Origin of the sequence: Synechococcus sp. MU1651, assembly GCF_023630635.1 — a bacterium.
Taxonomy (GTDB): domain Bacteria; phylum Cyanobacteriota; class Cyanobacteriia; order PCC-6307; family Cyanobiaceae; genus Parasynechococcus.
Window position 1 is genome coordinate 24,124 of record NZ_JAKUHJ010000015.1, and the last position, 18,116, is coordinate 42,239.

The 18,116-nt window shown below is 54.6% G+C and carries 21 protein-coding genes; 8 read left to right on the forward strand and 13 right to left on the reverse strand.

The window, feature by feature from the left end; all coding sequences use genetic code 11:
* Window positions 1-37 precede the first annotated feature (37 nt).
* The 3 genes from NCN05_RS10325 to purS are packed head-to-tail and all read right to left on the reverse strand — an operon-like array spanning window position 38 to window position 1,892.
* Window positions 38-991, reverse strand: coding sequence for a S66 peptidase family protein (locus NCN05_RS10325; protein ID WP_250398013.1), 954 nt, complete (start codon window positions 989-991; stop codon window positions 38-40).
* Window positions 991-1,641, reverse strand: a complete 651-nt coding sequence (purQ, locus tag NCN05_RS10330; RefSeq protein WP_250398014.1) for a phosphoribosylformylglycinamidine synthase subunit PurQ — start codon at window positions 1,639-1,641, stop codon at window positions 991-993. The genes NCN05_RS10325 and purQ overlap by 1 nt, the downstream gene beginning before the upstream one ends.
* Window positions 1,638-1,892, reverse strand: coding sequence for a phosphoribosylformylglycinamidine synthase subunit PurS (purS, locus tag NCN05_RS10335; protein WP_011364806.1), 255 nt, complete (start codon window positions 1,890-1,892; stop codon window positions 1,638-1,640). The genes purQ and purS overlap by 4 nt, the downstream gene beginning before the upstream one ends.
* 70 nt (window positions 1,893-1,962) lie before the next feature.
* Here purS and NCN05_RS10340 point away from each other — a divergent pair, with 70 nt between their 5' ends.
* Together NCN05_RS10340 and NCN05_RS10345 are read left to right on the forward strand one after the other, a co-directional pair.
* On the forward strand, window positions 1,963-2,352 hold the full coding sequence (locus NCN05_RS10340; RefSeq protein WP_250398015.1) for a hypothetical protein: 390 nt from the start codon (window positions 1,963-1,965) through the stop codon (window positions 2,350-2,352).
* 38 nt (window positions 2,353-2,390) lie between these two features.
* A complete protein-coding gene (locus NCN05_RS10345; RefSeq protein WP_250398016.1) occupies window positions 2,391-2,705 on the forward strand; it encodes a Tat pathway signal protein in 315 nt (104 codons plus the stop codon).
* On the opposite strand, the gene NCN05_RS10350 is transcribed toward NCN05_RS10345, so the two are convergent.
* The 3 genes from NCN05_RS10350 to NCN05_RS10360 form a co-directional block, all read right to left on the reverse strand.
* Window positions 2,666-3,691, reverse strand: a complete 1,026-nt coding sequence (locus tag NCN05_RS10350; protein WP_250398017.1) for a mechanosensitive ion channel family protein — start codon at window positions 3,689-3,691, stop codon at window positions 2,666-2,668. The genes NCN05_RS10345 and NCN05_RS10350 overlap by 40 nt on opposite strands.
* A 65-nt stretch (window positions 3,692-3,756) precedes the next feature.
* Window positions 3,757-4,374 carry a DUF938 domain-containing protein gene (locus tag NCN05_RS10355; protein WP_250398018.1) on the reverse strand — a complete coding sequence of 206 codons (618 nt, stop codon included), beginning with the start codon at window positions 4,372-4,374 and terminating at the stop codon, window positions 3,757-3,759.
* 2 nt (window positions 4,375-4,376) lie between these two features.
* Window positions 4,377-4,694 (reverse strand): ArsR/SmtB family transcription factor, encoded by a 318-nt coding sequence (locus NCN05_RS10360; protein ID WP_186510191.1) that lies wholly within the window; start codon window positions 4,692-4,694, stop codon window positions 4,377-4,379.
* 61 nt (window positions 4,695-4,755) lie between these two features.
* Here NCN05_RS10360 and NCN05_RS10365 point away from each other — a divergent pair, with 61 nt between their 5' ends.
* The 3 genes from NCN05_RS10365 to NCN05_RS10375 all read left to right on the forward strand — a co-directional run bounded on the left by NCN05_RS10365 (window position 4,756) and on the right by NCN05_RS10375 (window position 7,374).
* Window positions 4,756-5,778, forward strand: coding sequence for an ArsJ-associated glyceraldehyde-3-phosphate dehydrogenase (locus NCN05_RS10365; protein WP_250398019.1), 1,023 nt, complete (start codon window positions 4,756-4,758; stop codon window positions 5,776-5,778).
* On the forward strand, window positions 5,775-7,025 hold the full coding sequence (gene arsJ, locus NCN05_RS10370) for an organoarsenical effux MFS transporter ArsJ (protein WP_250398020.1): 1,251 nt from the start codon (window positions 5,775-5,777) through the stop codon (window positions 7,023-7,025). Before NCN05_RS10365 ends, arsJ begins: the two co-directional genes overlap by 4 nt.
* 127 nt (window positions 7,026-7,152) lie before the next feature.
* On the forward strand, window positions 7,153-7,374 hold the full coding sequence (locus NCN05_RS10375) for a hypothetical protein (RefSeq protein ID WP_041435027.1): 222 nt from the start codon (window positions 7,153-7,155) through the stop codon (window positions 7,372-7,374).
* 166 nt (window positions 7,375-7,540) lie between these two features.
* Here the strand turns inward: NCN05_RS10375 and NCN05_RS10380 are convergent, their stop codons facing one another.
* The 5 genes from NCN05_RS10380 to NCN05_RS10400 all read right to left on the reverse strand — a co-directional run bounded on the left by NCN05_RS10380 (window position 7,541) and on the right by NCN05_RS10400 (window position 10,601).
* Window positions 7,541-7,753 (reverse strand): DUF8641 family protein, encoded by a 213-nt coding sequence (locus tag NCN05_RS10380; protein ID WP_011364797.1) that lies wholly within the window; start codon window positions 7,751-7,753, stop codon window positions 7,541-7,543.
* 237 nt (window positions 7,754-7,990) lie between these two features.
* Window positions 7,991-8,815: a polyphosphate kinase 2 gene (gene ppk2, locus NCN05_RS10385; protein WP_250398030.1), complete on the reverse strand. Its 825-nt coding sequence runs from the start codon at window positions 8,813-8,815 to the stop codon at window positions 7,991-7,993.
* 184 nt (window positions 8,816-8,999) lie between these two features.
* Window positions 9,000-9,368 (reverse strand): hypothetical protein, encoded by a 369-nt coding sequence (locus NCN05_RS10390; RefSeq protein ID WP_250398021.1) that lies wholly within the window; start codon window positions 9,366-9,368, stop codon window positions 9,000-9,002.
* A gap of 59 nt (window positions 9,369-9,427) precedes the next feature.
* Window positions 9,428-10,042: a DUF4335 domain-containing protein gene (locus NCN05_RS10395; RefSeq protein ID WP_250398022.1), complete on the reverse strand. Its 615-nt coding sequence runs from the start codon at window positions 10,040-10,042 to the stop codon at window positions 9,428-9,430.
* 10 nt (window positions 10,043-10,052) lie between these two features.
* A complete protein-coding gene (locus NCN05_RS10400) occupies window positions 10,053-10,601 on the reverse strand; it encodes a DUF3038 domain-containing protein (protein WP_250398023.1) in 549 nt (182 codons plus the stop codon).
* A 237-nt stretch (window positions 10,602-10,838) separates the two neighbouring features.
* On the opposite strand from NCN05_RS10400, the gene NCN05_RS10405 reads away from it, so the two are divergent.
* The 3 genes from NCN05_RS10405 (at window position 10,839) to NCN05_RS10415 (ending at window position 14,046) form a co-directional block, all read left to right on the forward strand.
* Window positions 10,839-11,900 carry a tyrosine-type recombinase/integrase gene (locus NCN05_RS10405; RefSeq protein ID WP_250398024.1) on the forward strand — a complete coding sequence of 354 codons (1,062 nt, stop codon included), beginning with the start codon at window positions 10,839-10,841 and terminating at the stop codon, window positions 11,898-11,900.
* Window positions 11,901-12,651: 751 nt separating this feature from the next.
* On the forward strand, window positions 12,652-13,524 hold the full coding sequence (locus NCN05_RS10410; protein ID WP_250398025.1) for a hypothetical protein: 873 nt from the start codon (window positions 12,652-12,654) through the stop codon (window positions 13,522-13,524).
* A 237-nt stretch (window positions 13,525-13,761) separates the two neighbouring features.
* A complete protein-coding gene (locus NCN05_RS10415) occupies window positions 13,762-14,046 on the forward strand; it encodes a hypothetical protein (RefSeq protein ID WP_250398026.1) in 285 nt (94 codons plus the stop codon).
* Window positions 14,047-14,327: 281 nt separating this feature from the next.
* Here the strand turns inward: NCN05_RS10415 and NCN05_RS10420 are convergent, their stop codons facing one another.
* Window positions 14,328-17,585 carry an SBBP repeat-containing protein gene (locus tag NCN05_RS10420; RefSeq protein WP_250398027.1) on the reverse strand — a complete coding sequence of 1,086 codons (3,258 nt, stop codon included), beginning with the start codon at window positions 17,583-17,585 and terminating at the stop codon, window positions 14,328-14,330.
* Window positions 17,586-17,919: 334 nt separating this feature from the next.
* On the reverse strand, window positions 17,920-18,116 hold a 197-nt coding region (locus tag NCN05_RS10425), incomplete at its 5' end, for a hypothetical protein (RefSeq protein WP_250398028.1).

Consider the following 18,116-nt stretch of genomic DNA (forward strand, 5'->3'; position numbering starts at 1 on the left):
CTCGTGAGCAGCGTCATGTTTTGATCAGGCCATCACATCAGGCCATCAGCCTAAGCAGGCCGTGCTTGCCGTCCAGCTGTGCCTGCGCTCCCAGGGGCAAGGCCTGGTTGGGCCGTCCATGGCCCAGCGGCAGATTCAGCACCAGCGGAATGCCCAGATCGTCCAGGCGTTCCTCCAGGATCTCGTCCATCGTGAAATCGCCGGGAAGGATGTCGTCTTCAGCCCAGCTGAAGCGGCCGCAGGCCACCCCCGCCAACTGCTGCAACAGGCCTGAGCTGCGCCACTGGGTCAGCATCCGGTCAACCCGGTAGGGCGCTTCGCCCACATCTTCCAGCACCAGGATGGCCCCCTTCAGGGAGGGAAGCCAGGGCGTGCCGATCAGGTGGGTCGCCACGGTCAGGTTGGTGACCACCAAGGGTCCGCGCGCGATCCCCCGCCGTCGTGGCTCGCCCAGCAGGGGCGCCACCGGACGCCCGCAGAGCAAATCCACCGTGCGTTGCCATTGCGCCTCTGTGCCGCCGCTGGATCCATGGATGGCCCCCGGCAGGCCAGCGGCCCACTGGGCCAGCAGCAGGGAGCTGGTGTCGGAGAACCCCAGGCTCCATTTGGGATGGCGCGGAAAACGAAAACCGGCTTCGAGCACGCGGGCGGCCCCCCAGCCCCCGCCAAGGGTCACCACGGCATCCACCGTTGGATCGTTCCAGGCTGACCTCAGATCCTCAACCCGTTCCTGGTCGGTTCCTGAGAAATAGCGCCATTGACGGGTGACGGCTGCGGGAATCTCCAGATGCCACTGCTGTTGATCACAGCGCTCGCGCAAGGCTTGAAGATCCGTGTCCAGATCCATCCAGGTGCCTGGGTTCACGGCGCGGATGCGTGATCCAGGCTTCAAGGGTTTCAGCCTGCGCTGGGCCGCCATGGCCCTGGGGGAGAGCAGGGCCGTGATGATCGTGGATGCCCCTGAGATCAGCAGCGTCCGGCGGGTTGGCATCAGCCCAGCAGGGCTTCCAGCATGCGGCGGCCGTCGGTTCCTCCCGTGGCCGGATCACAGGCCCGCTCGGGGTGGGGCATCAGGCCCAGAACGCTGCCGCTGGCATTGGTGATGCCTGCGATGTCGGACACCGACCCGTTGGGGTTGTTGCCGTAGCTCAGGGCGATGGCGTCGTCGTCCTGCAGCTGCTTGAGCGTGTCATCACTGCACTGGTAGCGGCCTTCACCGTGGGCGATCGGCAGGGTCAGGGCCCCGTCGTTGTAGCCCTGCATCCAGGCCGTGCGCTGGCTCACCACCTTGAGGGGTGCGTCTTCACAGATGAAGTGCAGATCCCGGTTCTGGGTAAGGGCACCGGGGAGCAGGCCCAGTTCCGTGAGCACTTGAAATCCGTTGCAGATGCCGAGCACACGACCCCCCTTGGCGGCAAAGTCGATCAAGGACTGCAGGGCTGGTGCGAAGCGGGCAATGGCGCCGCAACGCAGATAGTCGCCGTAGCTGAAACCGCCCGGCAGAACGATGGCGTCAAAGCTGCTGAGGTCGGTCTCCTCATGCCAGACCCTGCGCGTGCTCATCCCAAGGCAACCCTCGGTTGCCCATTGCACATCCCGGTCGCAGTTGGAGCCGGGAAAAACGATGACCCCGATGCTCATGACTGCTCCAGCTCCAGGCTCCAGTCTTCGATCACCGGGTTGGCCAGCAAGCGATCACTGAGCAGTTCCAACCTGCGGCGGGCTTCGGCCTCATCAGGAGCCTCCAGCTCCATTTCCACGGCTTTACCGATCCGCAGCTTGCTGAGGCCTTCCACCCCAAGTCGTTCAGCGGCACCACGCGCGGCTTCTCCGGCTGGATCGAGTACGGAGGGGCGCAGACGCACGAGGACGCGGGCTTGAAAACGCGGCACGATCAGCAACTGGTCTGATCAAATCCTGACAGACACCAAACCCTGAAGAGATCCTGTGCGCCTCAACGGCGTGACCATCGCCCGGCCCCATGGTGAAAAGGAGGCCTTTCGCCAGCGTGCTTCCGAGACAGTGTCTGTGTTTCGCATTCAGCTCTGGACCGCGGCTCTGCTGCTGATGGGCAGCTCTGCAGCTGGAAGCTCAGCAGCAGCGGCTTCGATGCGCTGCCGGATCGCGCAGCAGGCCTGGAGTCCCTGTCGGATGGTGGCGTCCAGTCCTGGAGAGCGCTGGGTGTTGACCTGGAATCAGCAGCGCGTCGAATTTGTCCATGACGGCAGCGGCCAGATGATGATGCGGGTTGGTGAGGGCGCGGACTGGCGGGAGGGGCAACCCTTCTGGACGGCGGACCACAGCCTCTGCTGGGGTTCCGTTTGTGCCACGGGAGACGTTCCGTTGGAGTGAAACCGGGGTGATAGATCTGAATTGAGGGCAGATTCCCCATGGCAGTTTTTTCTCTCCCTTGTTCCAGCTGTGGAACACCCGTTGAGATTCCGGGGCGTTACGGCTTCAAGTTGAAGAGTGCAGGCGTCACCAACACGGTGTGCACCCGCTGCCGGCAGGGGGCATTTCTGGCGTCACGACGCGACAACCTCTCCAGCCCGATCGCCCTTGCTTCCAATTCTGATCGTCGTCGCCTGATTCCCCTCACCGCTGCTGTGGCGGCCTTGGCCCTGTTGATCGGTGGTGTTGTTTGGCGCTCTGCTGTGCCGACGGCTCAGGAGGCTTTGCCGGCGAGTGAATCTCCCTCCAAGTAGAGCGTCCTGCTTGGGAAGGCAAAGTCGATGCCTGCTTGGGCGAAGGCCTCCATGATTCCGAGGTTGATGGCTTGTTGTTCGTTCAGAGCGACCGTGAAATCACGGGTGTCGATGTAATAAACCAGTTCAAAATTCAAGCTTGAATCAGCAAATTCGGTGAAGTGGCAGCGGTTGAAGGTGCTGTGGGCCTGATCATCGATCACAGCCTGAACCATCGTCGGGATTGCCTTCATCTGCTCGAGCGATGTGCTGTAGGTGACGCCAATTGAATAGATCATCCGGCGTTGCGCCATTTCAGCGAAATTGAGGATGGTTGAGCCTGTAAGGGTGGAGTTGCTCATCACCACCTGTTCGCCGCGCAGGCTGCGCAGATGGGTGGAGCGAACCCCGATGCGTTCCACCGTTGCCGAGGTGGAGCCCACCGTGATGAATTGCCCAACGGTGAAAGGCTTGTCCAGAAGAATCATCAGGTAGGCGAACAATTCCTGGGCTGGTTCTTTCAGGGCCAAGCCAATGCCGATGCCGCCGGCACTGAGCAAACCCCAGATCACCGTCATCTTCACGCCCAGGCTCTGCAGCAGCACCAAGGTGCCGATCGCCCACACCACGGTTTTCAGCAGCGGGAGCAGGCTTTGGAGGAGTTGTTGAAGATCATCCGCGCCTGCACGGCGCACCAATCCGAAAAGGAATCGCGCTCCGATTCGGTTGACCAACCGAATCAGAATGATCGTGCCAACAATGCGCAGCGATGTGTCGTAGGCCCTTGCAATGTTGTTGGGCAAGCCCAAATCATCCCGAGCAAGGATCAGAGTGACCACCAAGCCGAAAGGCACCACCGAAGCGGCGAAGGCATTGAGCACAAAGTCGTCGAAGTCGGTTTTGCTTCGCTTGGTGAACCGAGGAAAAACTGTCTTACAAAGAAACGCCAGGGTCAGAGTGATGGCTGAACCGATCAGCAGCTTCGCTAAGAAATCAGTCAGATCCATCGCTCACACCGGAGATACCGCGTGATTGTCGACGGCCTTCCAGGCGCTGGCAAGCGAGATGGGGCTCAAGCGCGCTGAAACACCAAAGTCAAATTGTTGGCGGGCATGGAGACCACGTTTTCGGTGTTGAAGCCAGCCTTGGCGGCGATGGCTGTTACTTGATTCAGCTCCCGCAATCCCCATTGGTGGTTGCGTTCCCTGAGGGATTGGTCGAAGGCGGCATTGCTTGCGCTCGTGTGAGCACCATTGCGCCTGAATGGGCCATAAATGATCAAGGGGGCGCCGCTGGGCAGCAACAGGGCTGATTCCTCGAGCACAGCATCCGTGCAGCTGGCTGGACTGATGTGCAGCAGGTTGATGCACACAACAGCCTTCACGGCCCCTTGGAGGTTCTGGGGCAGGGGCCAGGGGCGGTGTTCAACATCGAGGTTGAGGGCTGCGGGCATCACCTGGCTCAGACCCTGGTGCTGGATCCAGGCGTTGATGCTGGCGCGATGGTCTGGATCCGGATCGCTGGCCTGCCAGCGCAGATGGGGAAAGCGCTGCTGAAAGCAGACGGCGTGCTCACCACTGCCGCTGGCCAGTTCCAGCACGGCTCCTGAGCCAGGTAAGAGCGGTTTCAGCAGATCTCCGATGGGGCCGCGGTTGCGTTCCGTGGCCGGGAAGAAAAGCCGTTGGTCCATCGTCAGCTCGGGCAGGGGGTAGCGCTCTGGCTGCAGTGGCGGCGCAGTTCGGCCAGCCAGGCTTCCAGGGCTGCCAGGGCATCCGGTTGCAGCCGGTAGTAGATCCAGCGGCCGCTCTGCCGATCCGTCAGCAGCCCCGCCTCTCGCAGCACCCTGAGGTGGAACGAGAGCTTCGACTGGGAGAGGTTGAGCTCACCGGTGAGGTCACAGACGCATCGTTCCCCCTGTGCCAGCGCATGGATCACGTCGAGACGGATCGGGTCGGCCAGTGCTTTGAGCAGCTGCCTCGACTGCTCCCTGTTGAGGGTGTTCTGGATCACAGGAGCAGTGCCCCCCGCTCTGTTTGGATCAACATAATTTGATTGATCAAAGGGAGCTGGTATGCGGATCGGCATCAATGGCTTTGGACGGATTGGTCGCCTGGTGTTCCGGGCCCTCTGGGGACGGCCTGGCATCGAACTGGTGCATGTCAATGATCGCGCTGGCGATGCAGCAACCGCGGCCCACCTGCTGGAGTTCGATTCTGTGCATGGTCGCTGGGATCGAGGCATCACCAGCAGTGCTGATGGATTCAGCGTGGAGGGATCCGCACTCACCTGGTCCAGCGACAAGGACCCCACCGCCGTGCCCTGGAGCGATCGGGGGGTGGAGATGGTGCTTGAAGCCAGCGGCAAGATCAAAACGCCGGAGACGCTCAATCCCTATTTCGATCAGCTTGGCCTCAAACGGGTGGTGGTTGCCTGTCCCGTGAAGGGTGTGGTTGCCGGTGAGGACGCGCTCAACATCGTTTACGGGATCAATCACCACCTCTATGAACCGGCGCGCCACAAGTTGGTGACGGCCGCCTCCTGCACCACCAACTGCCTGGCGCCTGTTGTGAAGGTGGTGCACGAGAGCTTCGGCATCGAGCACGGCCTGATCACCACCATTCACGACATCACCAACACCCAGGTGCCGATCGATTCCTTCAAAAGCGACCTGCGCCGGGCGCGCTCCGGGCTCAGCTCACTCATTCCCACCACCACCGGCTCGGCCAAGGCGATCGCGATGATCTTCCCTGAGCTGAAGGGCAAGCTCAACGGTCATGCCGTTCGTGTTCCCCTGCTGAATGGATCGCTCACCGATGCGGTGTTCGAGCTCAAGCAGAGCGTCACGGTGGAGCAGGTGAATGCTGCGTTCCAAGCAGCTGCGGAAGGGCCTCTGAAAGGAATCCTGGGTTACGAGGAACGCCCGTTGGTGTCCTGCGATTACACCAACGACAACCGCAGCTCGATTGTCGATGCCCTCTCGACGATGGTTGTTGATGGCAACCAGTTGAAGGTGTTTGCCTGGTACGACAACGAATGGGGCTACAGCTGCCGCATGGCCGATCTCACCTGCCACGTGATTGGTCTGGACGGATGAAGCTCTCCCCTCTGCAGCAATACGGCATTGTCACCGCCAACTACTGGGCCTTCACGCTCACCGATGGGGCCCTGCGGATGTTGGTGGTGTTCCACTTCCATCAACTCGGCTACACCACCCTCGAGATCGCCTTCCTGTTCCTCTTTTATGAGTTGTTTGGGGTGCTCACCAACCTGTACGGCGGTTGGATCGGTGCCCGCTATGGGCTTCGGCTCACCCTCTGGGTGGGAACGCTGCTGCAGATTTTTGCGTTGTTGATGCTGATGCCCGTCGCCGCCAGTTGGCCGAAACTGTTGAGCGTGATTTATGTGATGACCGCTCAGGCCATCAGCGGCATCGCCAAAGATCTCAACAAGATGAGCGCCAAGAGTGCCATCAAGACGGTGGTTTTGGAAACGCCGGAGGATCAGCAGCAGGGGCAGCAGCAGCTGTTCAAGTGGGTGGCGATCCTCACGGGATCCAAGAACGCCCTCAAGGGTGTGGGCTTCTTCCTCGGTGGGGTGCTGCTCACTGCCTTTGGCTTCAATGCTGCCGTGGGCTGGATGGCGGCAGGTCTGGCCCTGGCCTTCCTGCTCACGCTGGTGCTGCCCGGGGAGATCGGAAAGATGAAGTCCAAACCGGCCTTTTCGTCGCTGTTCTCCAAATCCCAGGGCATCAACGTGCTGTCCCTGGCGCGCTTCTTTCTGTTTGGTGCCCGGGATGTTTGGTTCGTGGTGGCCTTGCCCGTGTTCCTTGAGGCCTCCCTGGGCTGGAGTTTCTGGGAGATCGGTGGCTTCCTCGGTCTCTGGGTGATTGGCTACGGCATCGTTCAGGGATCAGCGCCTGGTCTGAGACGGCTCTGGGGGCAGACCACATCCCCGGGACCTTCTGCTGTGCAGTTCTGGAGTGCTGTGCTCACCGCCATTCCCGCCCTGATCGCGGTGGCGCTGTGGCGCCAGGTGGATGTGGCGGTCGCCATCACCGCAGGCCTTGCCGCCTTTGGGGTGGTGTTCGCGATGAATTCGTCGATCCACTCCTACATGGTGCTGGCTTACACCGATGCGGAGAGCGTCAGCCTCAATGTGGGCTTCTATTACATGGCCAATGCGGCCGGACGCTTGGTGGGCACGTTGCTCTCGGGGGCCGTGTTCATGCTCGGCCGAACCGAAGCCGCGGGCATGCAGGCCTGCCTCTGGGCTTCATCCCTGCTGGTGTTGTTGTCGTGGTTCAGCAGCCTCAGGCTTCCTGCTGTGCGAAACGCCACTTGATCGGGGCATGGGTGAAGCAGGACGGGGCCAAACTCTGAATTTCTGCTGAATATCGCCGCGTTGGTAGGGATTCAGACACCCGCAAGCAGAGATTTTCTGCTGAATGGATGAAATCGATTCTGATCCCATGCGTGACGAGCCTGGCAGCCCCGATTGTCGTTTGGTGATCGATGCCAAGCGATCCCTGGAGGATGTGCTGCGTTTGATCGCTGATCTGCCCCATACCGACCACATGCGGCGGCAGCTCTTGTCGGTCTACAACCAGCTGGAGGGCATGCACGACCTGAAGCGCAGTGGTGGCGCCAATGTGTCGTTTCGTTCGGCCGATTGGAGTTCTTCGGCGAAGTGATCCTGTTGACACCGATAAGGTCAGGTGTCGCCTTTCGCTGTCCTGAGAGATGTTTGAAAACGACCGACGTCCGGCTTGGCTGAACTGGGTCTTCCTGGGGATGTTCCTCTGGTCGTCGTGGCAGCTGTTTGGTTTTTGGTCTCAGCGGCTGAGTGGTTGAAGGGCCTTAGACCAACACGCCTGTCAGACGCAGCGTTCCCCACAGGTCGAAGACGCAGAAAATCAGTCCGATCACGATGATGTCCCAGGCTTTGTGGCGGATGGCCCAGGGGGCAAGGAACAGCTCCGCAATCCCATGCAGTGCCGTTCCAATGGTGATGTGCTCCAGCACCAGCAGACCATGGGCCACCAGGAACAGCGCGCTGGCGATACACCGCATTAGGACTTGCCAGGAACCGAGCAAAGCCTGCAGAACTGGATGGTCGATCACCTTAAAGCGTGCTGCTGTGTGGACTCAAGCCAAGCAAGGTGATTTTTTGCTGGTCGGCTAGCTTTTAATTGAGGAAGTGAACAGAAAATAATTATTTATCGCATGAAAAAGGGCTGCTTGATTGAAGTAGCCCAAGCTAATAGTTGATCTGAGCTTATTGCTTTTCTCTTTTTACGCAGTGTTTTCTCAGTTCTTATATGGATAGTTGTTGGGTACAAAGAATTGCTCATTGAAGGGAGGCCGTTTGTAGCTTCCTTGCTTCGGGCGCTTCGGCATCTTGATGGGTGGCGGTGTCATGTCTTCATAGGGCACCTTGCTGAGAATGTGGCGCAGGCAATTCAAGCGGGCGCGGCGCTTGTCATTGGCCTCCACGGTGAACCATGGGGCTTCCGGGATATGCGTCTTGGCAAACATGGTGTCCTTCGCTTTCGAGTATTCCACCCAGCGGTTGCGCGACTCGATGTCCATCGGACTCATCTTCCAGCGACGCTCTTCGTTATCAATGCGTTCCTGGAAACGTTTCTCCTGTTCGTCATCGTTGATGGAGAACCAGTATTTGAGCAGCAGGATTCCGTCCTGCACCAGCATTTGCTCAAACTGTGGGCACGACACATAAAACTGCTCCACTTGTTCGCGTGTCGCGAAGCCCATCACCTTTTCCACGCCGGCCCGGTTGTACCAGCTCCGATCAAAGACAACGATTTCTCCGGCACTGGGAAAATGCTCTACATAGCGCTGGAAATACCACTGGCTTTTCTGATGCTCTGAAGGCGTGCCCAGGGCCACCACCCGGCATCCCCTGGGGTTCAAGGGCTCCGTCAGCCGTTTGATCGATCCTCCCTTGCCTGCGGCGTCCCGTCCTTCGAACAGGATGATCATGCGAAAGCCGGTGGCTTTCACCCAGTACTGCATCTTCACCAGTTCCGTCTGGAGTTTGGCCAGCTCTTTTTCGTAGACCTTTTTGCTCAGCAGTTTGTGCTTGTTGGAGCAACCCTCCTGCAGCTCCACCATGATTTCCTGCGGTTGGTCGACGTCGCCATCGCTGTAGTGATCGATGGCCTCGAGGACGGCTGTCATGTCGTGGCCGACGGGTTGGCTCATGCTTTCGGTGGATCGCCAGTTCAGTTCTGCCAGCTCTGCAATCTGCGGGGTCGATCTGGTCCGATTTTTTACGGAATGTCTGGTGTTTTCGTCTTCAGCGTCTGCCTTGAATAGGGGGCGATACCACCAGGCGGATGATGCGAATCAACCTCCAGAGCGCACCAAGCAAGAGGATGCCCGCCAGAAGCGCGATGGCAGCGATCAGCACGATGGCGGCGAGCCCGAGCATGGCTTCCAGCAGTTGCTGAACGCCGCCAATCAGGTCATCAATGGCCTGGCTCAGCAGCAGCATGATGTCCACCTGCTGGGGCAGCTGATGCAGCAGCACAGCGATCCCTGCGGCAGCAGCCAGCATCAGCACGACAACCGTCAACTGACGCAGAACGGGGCCATAGGGGAAGCGGCGACGGGGGCGAAAGACCCGTCGTTGATCACGTTTGCTGCTTCGGCGTGCCTTCCTCATGGCATCGGTGTGATCAGGGTGCCGTCACTGCGGCGATTCTGAAGCGTGTTTCCTGCACGTCAACGGTCGGACTGCGTTTCAGGCTTGTCCACCGGTGCTGGTGTTGGCGATGTCTCCTTGATCTCCTGGGGCAGAGGCACAAGCAAGGCGGTGGTGATGCTGCACGCCAGAGCAACCCCAGCCAGAAGGGGTGGTCCGAGGCGTTTCTGCAGAGGAATGCGATCGACGATCTCCTGACGCCTCAACGGGCGGTTTTCGGGGAACGTCCAGGTCAGCTTTACCCGGTTGTCGAGCCGCAAGCGATCGAGGCAACGCACCAGATCGGCCAGTTCGGCGTCATCGAGCTTGAGCTGCAGCGGCTCAACGCCCTCTCGGCTGCTGCGCAGTTCCAGCCTGTGGTTGGCCTGATCCGGCGCGATGCTCACAAAACCGCTCTCCAGGCCAAAGCGGCGCTGCACGCCGGACAAGCGATGCCTGGCGTAGGGCATCACCGCTGCCATCAGAGCTTCGAGATGATCTCGGGTTCCTTCCAGTTCCGGTGCTCCGATCAACTGCAGCCGCCAGGACGACAGGATGCCGATCGCCTCATTGGACTGTCCGGCGGAGAGGTCGGGAAAGCCTTCCACCACCAGACGAGCTGCGGTCTGTTCGTATTGATATGTCGTTTTCAACATGGTGGTCGGCCTAGGGCGTGGGGTCGAGCAGGGTTGCGCGGAGTCGATCGATTCCACCTGGGCCTGCGCAGAACGCCAGGGTGCTGATCAGCTGACGGTGCAAAGGGCCCGATGGCTCCATCGTGAGGAGGCGAACAACGGCTTCCCGGCGCTGATTCATCCGCTCTTCGATGAGGTCACGCAGGCGCTCATGGAACAGTTGCCAACGCTGCTGGGTGAGCTGTTCGGGTTCGCGGCTCGAGAGGAGTTGGTGGAGCATGGGGTAGAGCCGATCTGCCATGGCACACACCAGACAGATCAGTGATTCGGCGTCCACCGGGTCGAGCTGGTCCCGCCGGGTGGTGCGCCGAAGCGGGTTATGACAGCGCCTCTTCCAGAGTTCAACCCGGTTGGGGAATTGCGCCTGGAGACCCATCTGCTGGCTGGTCCAGACCATCGCCTCTCCAGCATTGAGGTCAAGAGCCTCAATGGTCAGCAGCAAGAGGTCGAGACGCTCGACGCCCCGCCGGCTGAGACGTGCGCCGTCGATGGGTGCGCTGGCAGCTGGGGCTTCAGTCATGGCTGCGATGACAATGAAGTCAGTCGGAGACAGGATGTCTCGAGGGTTTTACGACTCTCTCGCAGTTCTCTGTCGCAGAACTCTCGCAGTACTGATGCCATGGGCAGACCGAAGAAGCCGATCCAAAGAAGGTCGAACGGAGTGTATTGCGTTCAGATGCATCTGGATGGAAGGCGTGTGATGCGTTCTTTGCAGACCAGGGACCTCGAGGTTGCTTGCCTCCGAGCAGGCCAAGCAATGGCAGAACTCGAGGCTGAGCACAAGGCCCGGCAGCAAGGTGCGACCAGATGGAGAGAAGCCAAGGAGTTCGCGCACCTGCTTGATCTGGCGGATGTTGTCGACATCCCAACTGCCGCAGAGGGATACACGGGCCAGCAGGAGCGAGACGAGGCGACAGGGGATTACTTGGACAAGAACACCCATGCACTCGCTCAGGCGCTCTACGAGAGGCAGGTGCCGCTCGTCTGGAACGATCTGATTCGTGAAGTGGAACGGATCCGCAGGAGAAAGAACCAGTCGCCCCTGTCAGCTAGCTGGCACCGAAACGTGGGTATCGCCCTGAAGCAGTGTCCTTTCGAACTGGCTGAAGCCACTCCGGAAGCCATCAGAGAGTGGATCGATCAAATGCAGGACTCAGGACTTAGTGGTCTGACCATCAACAGCAAGTGCTCACTGCTCTCCTCGCTGGTCTCCAAGTGCATGAGGTCTGGGTTGCTGCAGGGGATGGCTATGAACCCTTTCGATGCTGCCGACTACAGCGCTGGGGAAGCTGACCACATCTACACAGCAGTCGAACAGGACTACCGCGATCTGTCGGGCCTTTTGCCGAAGCTCCTCGATCGACAGCTGATCCCTGTCTTGATTCAGGTCTATTGCGGTACGCGGATCAGTGAGGTCAGAAACCGGAAGCGTGAAGACTTCGATTTGGAGCGCGGCACGATGCAAGTCGCTTTAGGCACTGCAAAGAACAAGGCCTCTGTCAGGACTATCCCTTTGCCGCAAAGGGTTGTGGACCTGTTGAAGCAGTTCCCCTTTGAAAAGGGTTGGGGTACTGCATCTCAACTCAACATCAGACTCAGAAGCCTCAATCCTGATCTGACAAGCCACAGCTTCCGGCACGGAATCACAGACTTGGGTAGAAACAATCACGTTGATCCTGCTCACATCGAGGCCTTGCTTGGCCACAGGCTCTCTATCAGTCAGATGTCCAATGTTTATGGACAGGGATATGACCCAGAGGTCTTAAGAAGCGCCCTGAAGCCTGTATGGAAGCAGATCGACGCATGGTTGGCTGATTAAGTCGAATGCGCTATGTATCGCAGAGTGCTTCATTGCATCTTAGACAAAGCAACTTGCGCCTGTGCACCTCTGCAAGGCCTCTTGCAAACACTAAATGATCAATCCATCACGCAGCGCCTTTTGCTTCTTGTAGGCGCTTCCAGGCGGCTCTAATAACCCCTCATGTATAGAGGGAAAAGCATTTGCTTAACCCCTCCCGTATACAGGGAGAAGAGCTCAAGCTCTGTTAACTGCCAATGTATACAGGGAGAAAAGCTTTCCTTAGAAACAGCTCACGTATGGAGGGAGGTATCGTTGGCTCGGCCATCCCACACGTATACAGGGGAGAAGCTCGCTAACCCTGTAAGTCAAAGCAAAGACATAAACACTCGTGGTTTGGAATCCACGTAAAAGAAAGGAGTGACTCTGAATGCCTTCGGGAGTCGGTCGTCATTCGCGTCGTCAGACGCCAGGGATCAAGCAGCTTTAGGCACTGCTTAGTAGAGCCCGTTATCTGACCCCGTCAGCGTGACGCAGTAACACAGCGGCACCACCAGGAACTCAAGTGAAAACCAATCCATCTTTGGATTGGCTTGATGGTTCGTGTTTTCGGAGTACGTGCTGTAGGCGGAGCCTACGACAACACTTCCCAAGCCGAATCTAAGTGAATATCTATTCAGTTATTTCACATAACCATCTGCCAGGACAATGAGCTACCAGCAGGTGGTCAAATCTTTTCCGCGCGGAAAAAACTAATTACTCAAAATTACTGATGGACCTAAAGCAGCTAATCACACCAAAGAATGATGATGGAAGTATCGATCATCGGTATCAATCGATTTCAAATCAAATATGTGGACTTGCTGGGGAGAAGTGTCTGGCAAAGCTCAAGGAGTTCTACGAAAAGACAAGCAAGCTCGAATCAGAGCATGTTGGTCCGGCAGTGCACCTCGTTAGAAAATCATTTGAGATTGATATGGATGAGTATCAGCGCAAGCGAATAACAAAAGCTTTGACTATTGCCCTTAAAGAACTTGGCTTTAAGCCTTCTAAAGTCACAAAGATAATTAATGCAGGTAGGTTTCTTCAAACTTATGACTGGTTCGAAGAGGGCAGGTGTTACTTCGGATCAAACTCCGAAATGACAGGACAGGATTTTATTGACAAACTCTCTGAATACTTTGGAGGATTTGGAGCGGGGTCTTTAGACGTACTCGGTCGAATGACGATGCAAGGCAGAAAGAAAGCCTATCGACACTTTGCCAAAGGAGGTATTCGAATGAGTCAGAAAGCGTTAGAAGCTCTGCAGCGGGAGCATCCGGTCAAGCTCAACGAAAGAAGGGGTAGAAAGCCAGCGGGTACGTGCATGGCTCAGACTGATACAACGCAAGCTGTGGTTAATCATCAGTCGTTGGTGGTTATGGCAGACGCTGATGCGGATCCTCTAACCACTCATCCTGAATCCGCTCAAAGATACATAGATCACTTTTTCCAGCTCTTTGCTTCAGGTGCGATGGAACAAGGCCTCGCCCAATGCCCTCCTTCCCTCCAATCTCACCTGATAGATGAAATCAAAACAGGTATCACCTTGCTTGAAGAGTTTGTCAGTAAAAACAAAACCATTGAAGTTAGCTCTGTCAATTAATTTATGAATCCAGAACCACGCAGTAACTATGTACGACCACACATCAGATTTTGGTGTCGTGGTCAGATCGCAGTGACTGCAAGACAACGTATCGACCACATCCTTGCGTCAAAGCCAGTCGATGCACAGGCGATGATCAGTGAATGGGTTCTCTGATCATAATTAGACCAATAGCTTGAGCCTTTATATAGCTAACCAATTCACAATCACTAACATACTTTTTTAAATCAGTATCTAATGAAAATCACAATTGAAATCCCAGACGACGGCTACGGAAATTATCTCGACGATGATGATAATCTCATCGTGCAAGAGCCGCCAATTGGTGACAGGGCAAAGAGAGAGAAGCTTTTGGACAGATCATTTGATGAGTGGGAAATTTTCCGCATTGATATGGCTGTCTTTATCGCTAATACTTTGCTTGATATGACACCAGGCTATGCAACATCTCGGATGAAAAAGGCCAAGGAAAGGCATCAGAGCATTTGTAAGAAGCATCTCAACAAGTGTCTTGATCTCTAATCATCCTTAACTAAGCCCAACAACCTTCAAGTGAACCTGGAGCCGGAGCATTACCGGCTGGTTGTCTTTGCCTCAGATAGTTAAATCATCGTGGCTGAACTATCAGCAGCCGAATCAACCTCCGCTAGTGCAGTCAGTTGCAGATCGGAGCTATTGCCGATGGAATAACTATCCATGCCGATGGGAGATTGCTCAGCAGCTGCTGTGTGTGCCCTTCAGCAGTCGAAGTTTCTGCAGAGCCTTTATCTAATGCAATTTTCAAATTAATAGTATTACCGAAGTCAACTACCACTATCCGAAGAAACGCTTACAACAACAGTGGATGCAAAGATTGCATTTCCTTCAACTGTCATTGAGCCTACGTCGATACCAGTAACTGATGATTTTTCATCAACCAATGCAGAACCTTGATGCGTGCTAGCCTCTGAAAAACTTTCGTGTGTCACGACAGTTATAACTTCTGCGTCACCAGCAATACTGCTTGATTCGCCGATTTTGATTCCAAGAACTGAATGACGAACGGCTGTCGTAGCGTCGCCATCCAAAGCTCTTGATGTGGAATCATTTGTAGAAACCACCTCAGAAGCCATATACATATCATCCCCGGAGCTAAGCGATTCAGACTTTATCCCTACAAGAAGATTGGGGTCATTCGTACTATCACCACTATTAAGAGTGGTCTTAGAATCACCAGATACTTTGCTTTCCGAGTGGTTTGATGAATCAATGACTACAAACGATTCAAATGAACCATCATCAGTAGACCCCAAATCATTAATATCAATTCCAACTCCACTAATGACTTCACTGTTCTGTGAATCACCATTGGTCGAAAGCGAATGATTGTCTGTTATGTGTCTAACTATAGAAATTGCAGATGCTTCCCCATCTGAATATGTATCAGATAAACCTATGCCAAGAATAGAATGATTGGAGCATGTTTCTGCATTACCATCACCGGTAGTTGCAGATGCGTTTGAAGTGGAGATCAGTTCAGACTCAAACCGAGCATCAGCGTCAAAGCGCGAATTGTCAAGAACGATTCCTACCAGACTGTTCTCATTGCCTTGAAGACCTTTATTAACACATGCATAAGTGTCTCCATATTCTTTTGACGAATCATTAATCGAGGTCGATACACTTTCCCCCACTTGCTGCGTGCGATCACTATCAGAATAAAAGGACATCTCCATCGTTTCATCGCCTTCTGTTAGGTCATCAGCTTTGATCGCATGATCAACCACGACTGTTCCAGCCTCACTCACCGTTGCTGATCCAGTTAATCCAGCCGATTCAAAGTCGTTAGCATCTACATCACCAGTTGCACTCCAATAAAGAGACTCACCTTCTGGAACGCCAGTTGTCGCCACAGTCGTTGTCAGTGTGCCTCCTTCATTGACAGAATTTGGAGGTGATTGTGTAATGCTGTAGGTTTTAGGTGTTAGGGAGGTATCTTTAATTGTTGATGATGCAGTGCTTCCTACTTGCTGCGTGCGGTCGCTATCAGAATAAAAAGATATTTCCATCGTTTCATCGCCTTCTGTTAAGTCATCAGCTTTGATCGCATGAGTGACACTGGCATCTCCAGCAGCATTCACCGTTGCTGATCCAGTTAATCCAGCCGATTCAAAGTCGTTAGCATCTACATCACCAGTTGCACTCCAATACAGAGACTCACCTTCTGGAACGCCAGTTGTCGCCACAGTCGTTGTCAGTGTGCCTCCTTCATTGACAGAATTTGGAGGTGATTGTGTAATGCTGTAGGTTTTAGGTGTTCCTCCGCTGTTGAACTTACTGATAAAGCCATCCCAAAGTCCACTATTTGTTTGCCCATCTAGATCTCCTCCGGTGCCCCCCACGATATAGACGGATCCATCGTCAGCAGTGCTGACTGAGTATGCACTGTCATCCCTATTTGTTCCAAGGAGTTGTGTCCACTGCTTAGATCCATCACTATCGAACTTACTGATAAAGGCATCCGCTAATCCATTTTTAGTTTGCCCATCTAGATCTCCTCCGGTTTCCCCCACGATATAGACGGATCCATCGTCAGCAGTGCTGACTGAGTATGCACTGTCATTCCTGTCATCCCTATTTGTTCCTAGGAGTTGTGTCCACTGCTTAGATCCATCACTATCGAACTTACTGATAAAGCCACCCCAAAGTCCACTATTTGTTTGCCCATCTAGATCTCCTCCGGTTTCCCCCACGATATAGACGGATCCATCGTCAGCAGTGCTGACTGAGTGTACATAGTCAGACTGATTTGTTCCTAGGAGTTGTGTCCACTGCTTAGATCCATCACTATCGAACTTACTGATAAAGCCATCCCAAAGTCCACTATTTGTTTGCCCATCTAGATCTCCTCCGGTTTCCCCCACGATATAGACGGATCCATCGTCAGCAGTGCTGACTGAGTGTACATAGTCACCCCTATTTGTTCCTAGGAGTTGTGTCCACTGCTTAGATCCATCACTATCGAACTTACTGATAAAGGCATCCGCTAATCCATTTTTAGTTTGCCCATCTAGATCTCCATAGGTTAATCCCCCGACGTAAACGGATCCATCGTCAGCAGTGCTGACTGAGTTTACATAGTCATTATCATTTGTTCCTAGGAGTTGTGTCCACTGCTTAGATCCATCACTATCGAACTTACTGATAAAGCCATCCCAAGATCCACTATTTGTTTGCCCATCTAGATCTCCATAGGTTAATCCCCCGACGTAAACGGATCCATCGTCAGCAGTGCTGACTGAGTTTACATAGTCAGACTGATTTGTTCCTAGGAGTTGTGTCCACTCATTAGTCAACGAATCCATAATATAAAGAGACTCACCTTCTGGAACGCCAGTTGTCGCCACAGACGTTGTCAGTGTGCCTCCTTCATTGACAGAATCTGTATATTGAATGATATTTATATTCTCTCTTTGATCCCTCGACGACAATGGGATCTCAGCGATTCCATGATGTCCCAGGTCAACATTATTTTCCACCAATGGTTCATACACATCATTCCATTTCCCAGCTGTATCAGTCCAGAGAGGTATGGTTAATGTGTCATCAGCTTCGAGAATGAAATGACCCCGGTCTCCATTTCCAAACGGCTCTTTATACCCCCAGTTTGAATAAATTACATCTTCCCCATTGGACCATTCCCAAGAGCCGTCTACAAGCCTTAAACCATTCCAGTAAATATCAACATTTATAGATCCCGGTAATGTTTCGGAGAAAGGTGATTTATTGCTGTCTTTAAATGTCTCAACGAGCCAATCATTTTCGTCTGAGTCATTAATAGCAACGAGGTGTCCACCCAGTTTCTGAGCATTTGCCTCTGCTTCGCTCCATGTTGGTCCCTCTACGATAACGTATGCAGAATCACCGCGACGGAATACACCCGATTCAAAGTCGCTAGCATCTACATCACCAGTTACGCTCCAATAAAGAGACTCACCTTCTGGAACTTCAGTCGTATGCCCCTGGCTTGTCATAACAGCCATGAGATTATTTATATTATAACACTTTTGATGTGTGGTCACATACCAAACTTGCTCTTGCGGAGAAGTTCTGCAGGTCAATGCGAAGAACTTTCATTTAAAGGTTCCTCGGCATTTATTTTTTAGGTATAACTGCTTAAGCTTTCTCCTCAGTCTATCTTTTGCTTCTCTTGCACATATAAATGCAGCAATAAGCTGATACCGATGCATTTAGGTTGGGGTTATCGCCATGGTGACACCCAACCTTGATGCAGATTTATACAGATGTAAGGCCTGTCAATGCAAATCGGCAAGTAGTTGAGCTGATGCTGAGTGTTGCGCAGAGAAGTTCAATGGACTGCTGAAAGTGTGCTCCGAATCAAGGGGTTCGATTTAATCAAAGGCTGACAGCGTTGGAATCAGCAGAGGAGTCAACCTCGGCTAGTGCACTAAGTTGCAGATCGGAGCTGTTGTTGATGGAATAACCATCCATGCCGATGGCAGATTGGTCAGCCTGAGCTGTGGCTTGGCCTGCAACGGTGGACGATTCAGCAAAGCCTTGATCAGATGCAATCGCAGTAATTTCTGCAGCTC

Coding starts and splice junctions, on each gene's coding strand:
- NCN05_RS10325 (WP_250398013.1), bottom strand. CDS start 991: ATGCCAACCCGCCGGACGCTGCTGATCTCAGGGGCATCCACGATCATC.
- purQ (WP_250398014.1), bottom strand. CDS start 1,641: ATGAGCATCGGGGTCATCGTTTTTCCCGGCTCCAACTGCGACCGGGAT.
- NCN05_RS10345 (WP_250398016.1), top strand. CDS start 2,391: ATGGCAGTTTTTTCTCTCCCTTGTTCCAGCTGTGGAACACCCGTTGAG.
- NCN05_RS10350 (WP_250398017.1), bottom strand. CDS start 3,691: ATGGATCTGACTGATTTCTTAGCGAAGCTGCTGATCGGTTCAGCCATC.
- NCN05_RS10355 (WP_250398018.1), bottom strand. CDS start 4,374: ATGGACCAACGGCTTTTCTTCCCGGCCACGGAACGCAACCGCGGCCCC.
- NCN05_RS10365 (WP_250398019.1), top strand. CDS start 4,756: ATGCGGATCGGCATCAATGGCTTTGGACGGATTGGTCGCCTGGTGTTC.
- arsJ (WP_250398020.1), top strand. CDS start 5,775: ATGAAGCTCTCCCCTCTGCAGCAATACGGCATTGTCACCGCCAACTAC.
- NCN05_RS10375 (WP_041435027.1), top strand. CDS start 7,153: ATGCGTGACGAGCCTGGCAGCCCCGATTGTCGTTTGGTGATCGATGCC.
- NCN05_RS10380 (WP_011364797.1), bottom strand. CDS start 7,753: ATGCGGTGTATCGCCAGCGCGCTGTTCCTGGTGGCCCATGGTCTGCTG.
- ppk2 (WP_250398030.1), bottom strand. CDS start 8,815: ATGGTGGAGCTGCAGGAGGGTTGCTCCAACAAGCACAAACTGCTGAGC.
- NCN05_RS10390 (WP_250398021.1), bottom strand. CDS start 9,368: ATGAGGAAGGCACGCCGAAGCAGCAAACGTGATCAACGACGGGTCTTT.
- NCN05_RS10395 (WP_250398022.1), bottom strand. CDS start 10,042: ATGTTGAAAACGACATATCAATACGAACAGACCGCAGCTCGTCTGGTG.
- NCN05_RS10400 (WP_250398023.1), bottom strand. CDS start 10,601: ATGACTGAAGCCCCAGCTGCCAGCGCACCCATCGACGGCGCACGTCTC.
- NCN05_RS10405 (WP_250398024.1), top strand. CDS start 10,839: ATGGCAGAACTCGAGGCTGAGCACAAGGCCCGGCAGCAAGGTGCGACC.
- NCN05_RS10410 (WP_250398025.1), top strand. CDS start 12,652: ATGGACCTAAAGCAGCTAATCACACCAAAGAATGATGATGGAAGTATC.
- NCN05_RS10415 (WP_250398026.1), top strand. CDS start 13,762: ATGAAAATCACAATTGAAATCCCAGACGACGGCTACGGAAATTATCTC.